Origin of the sequence: Thalassotalea sp. G20_0 (genome assembly GCF_017744175.1) — a bacterium.
Classification (GTDB): Bacteria; Pseudomonadota; Gammaproteobacteria; order Pseudomonadales; family Endozoicomonadaceae; genus Endozoicomonas.
This window is the reverse complement of sequence record NZ_JAGHQV010000124.1, coordinates 1-3,388: the sequence shown is the minus strand read 5'-3', so window position 1 is coordinate 3,388 and position 3,388 is coordinate 1. Positions and strand designations below refer to the sequence as shown.

General features: G+C 49.7%; 3 protein-coding genes and 1 pseudogene. All 4 read left to right on the top strand.

Going from position 1 to position 3,388, the window contains the following annotated elements; translation table 11 throughout:
* Positions 1-447: ATP-binding protein (locus J7438_RS24805; RefSeq protein WP_209278726.1), on the top strand; the 447-nt coding region annotated here is incomplete at its 5' end.
* Between the two features lie 577 nt (positions 448-1,024).
* Entirely contained in the window at positions 1,025-2,416 is a 1,392-nt protein-coding gene (locus J7438_RS28040; protein ID WP_353620195.1) for an ABC transporter transmembrane domain-containing protein, read from the top strand.
* A gap of 9 nt (positions 2,417-2,425) precedes the next feature.
* Entirely contained in the window at positions 2,426-3,160 is a 735-nt protein-coding gene (locus J7438_RS28035; protein WP_353620194.1) for an ATP-binding cassette domain-containing protein, read from the top strand.
* A pseudogene (locus tag J7438_RS24795) lies at positions 3,161-3,388 on the top strand (hypothetical protein); the annotation flags it as partial.

Genomic DNA, 3,388 nt, shown 5'->3' with positions numbered 1-3,388 from the left:
TTATTGATGACAGGTCCCACGGGTACTGGTAAAAGCTGGTTGGCCTGCGCTCTTGGCAATGAAGCAATCCGGCTTGGCCATTCCGTACTCTATAAGCGGTTCGGGCTGATGATGGAAGAGCTGGATATTGCCCGCAAGGACGGCTCATTACCCAAGCTTCGCAACCTGCTGACACGTACCAGGCTGCTAATTCTGGATGACTGGGCAATGTCACCACTGTCAGATATGGGCCGACAGGATTTGCTGGACATCATAGAAGAGCGGACTGGAGAAGGGGCCATGGTGATTACATCTCAATTACCTGTTACCCAGTGGCATGTTTATATTGATGAACCCACAACAGCGGATGCCATTATGGATCGTCTGATTCACCGTTCACACCGTTTGGAACTGTCAGGGGAGTCAATGCGTAAGAAGCAAAGTCTCAATTCGGTAAAACAGGGATAATATTCAGTAAACCGCAGGCGTGAACAATCAAAAAGGGAACGTTCCCGTATCAGCAAACTGATGGATACGCCGGATACGGTGTTGTGGCTGTAAAAGAAGTCCTTTGGCCCTCAGGCCAGTACCATTTTTTACAGTCTGATCGAAAGTGCAAAGGCTAATGGACTGGAACTCTACGATTATCTCTGTCGTGAATTGTAACGAGTACCCGGCTGTAATTCTGTGGATGCTTTGGAAGCCTTGTTGCCACAGCAATTATGTGAACAGAGTCAAAAAATATATTGACTTTATTTATAGCTGTTGACACCGATTTAAACTGCTGTTTGAATGTGTTTCATTCAATAAGAACAACTCAATAGTGAAAGGGATACATGGAATGACCCGAGGAATGATGGCCTGCGTTCGTGGCCGTACTGCTTATATCCAGTCTTTCGCTGGTACCTGGAAGGAATCGCCTGTTATCAGTAGATGCCGCAAGCTGAAAAGCTTTCCTTCTCCAAGCCTCTTCTAACTGAAAGTTCGTGTTCTGCATCAGGCACGATGTCCATTCATAAAAATAAGTATCTGGACAGTCGTAGTAGTGAGTCAATTCAATTCCATAGATAGTGGCATACATTGCCTGGTGATGCTGGCCAAATTTCATGGCGTAGCGGCAGAGGCTGAGCAGTTGCACCACCAGTTTGGTTGTGCAGATGCAGCGCTGGACGATACGGCTATGCTCAGGGCGGCCAAATCCCTGAAGCTGAAGGCCAGAAAAATCAAAGTGGCGGTGGATCAGCTGACTGATCTGCCGTTGCCTGCGATTGCACGACAGGTGGATGGTCACTACTTCATCATTGCCCGGGTACATGAAGGGAAGGCGCTGATTCAAAGTCCGCTGAAGCAATCCCCCGAGGCAGTATCGTTGGATGTGTTGGAAACGATGCTCTCTGGCGATGTTCTGTTATTCACGAAACGCTCTTTGTTGCCGGGCAGTTTTGCCAAGTTTGATTTCAGCTGGTTTATTCCCGCTTTGCTGAAGCATAAAAAACTGCTGTCGGAAGTATTGCTGGCTTCCTTCTTTATTCAATTGTTTGCCCTGATCACCCCACTGTTCTTTCAGGTGATTATCGACAAGGTGCTGGTTAACCAGGCATTAACGACGTTAGACGTATTGGCATTTGGCCTGTTGGTACTCTCATTTTTTGATATTGTCCTGAATGGCCTCAGGAATTATGTATTCAGTCACACCACAAACAGAGTCGATGTGGTGCTTGGCTCACGGCTGTTCAACCATTTACTTCGATTGCCCATTGCATTCTTTCAAGCTCGTCGAGTAGGCGACACGGTGGCCCGGGTTCGGGAGCTGGACACCATTCGGGAGTTTATTACCGGCTCTGCCCTGACGTTGTGTATCGACCTGTTATTCACCGTCGTCTTTTTTGTGGTGATGTATTTTTACAGCCCAACGCTGACCTGGATTGTGTTGGGTTCCATTCCGTTTTATATCCTGCTCTCTTTAATCGTTACCCCGATTCTCCGTGCCCGACTGAATGAGAAGTTCAAGCGTGGCGCAGAAAATCAATCCTTCCTGGTGGAATCGGTCACTGGCATGGAAACCATCAAAAGCTCAGCGGTGGAGCCCCAGATGCAGCGGCACTGGGAAGACCAGTTGGCGGCTTATGTGTCTGCCTCCTTCAGGGCTATGAACCTTGGTAATATTGCCAGCCAGTTTGCCGGGTTAATCAATAAAGTCGTCACGGTGCTGACGTTATGGGTAGGTGCCACACTGGTCATTAATGGTGAGCTTACCGTTGGTATGCTGATTGCCTTTAATATGATTGCCGGTCGGGTGAGTGCCCCTATCCTGAAACTGGTACAGCTATGGCAGGATTTCCAACAGGCGGGAATCTCTGTTCAGCGATTGGGCGATGTACTGAATACCCCTACAGAACCGGGGCACGATCCGAACCGAACCACATTACCGGCATAGAAAGGTCAGGTGCGTTTTGAACACGTGACCTTCCGTTATCAGCCTGATCGACCGGCAGTGCTCAATGGTGTTTCCTTAACCGTTAATCCGGGAGAAATTATAGGTATTGTTGGCCGTTCCGGTTCCGGTAAAAGTACGCTGACTAAGCTGGTGCAGCGCTTGTATGTACCGGAGTCTGGTCGTCTATTGGTGGATGGTGTCGACCTGGCATTGGTAGAACCCGCCTGGCTACGCCGACAAGTGGGCGTGGTGCTGCAGGAAAACTTCCTGTTCAACCGCTCGGTGCGGGACAACATTGCCCTGGCCGACCCGAGTGCCTCCATTGAACGGGTGATGGCAGCGGCGAAACTCTCCGGTGCCCATGATTTTATCTTGGAATTGCCCGAAGGTTACGACACCAATGTCGGTGAACAGGGCAGCTCCCTTTCCGGCGGTCAGAAACAGCGCATTGCCATTGCCCGTGCGTTGCTCACCAACCCGAAGATCCTGATTTTTGATGAAGCCACGAGTGCCCTGGATTATGAATCGGAACACATCATCCAGCAGAACATGAAAAAGATCAGCCAGGGACGCACGGTCTTTATTATTGCCCATCGTCTTTCCACGGTGCGGGATGCCAACCGTATTATCGTGATGGACAAAGGTCGTATTGTGGAAGAAGGCACTCATGATCAGTTGGTAAAACAGGGTGGTCATTACGCAAGGTTGAATGCCCATCAGCATGGATTACGGGAGACGGTGTAGATGAAGTCTCTGTTCTCAAAAGCCACCAAGGTGTTGCTCAGTCGAACGGAACGCTCGGAATCTCTGGATGACACCCGTCGTCAGTTTCTGCCAGCGGCACTGGAGGTGGAAGATACCCCAGCCAGTCCGGCAAGCCGGGTTATCGTTAAAGTGATTATCGCTTTGTTTGTCATCGCCATTCTCTGGGCCTGCTTTGGCAAAATCGATATTGTGGCCACAGCACAGGGA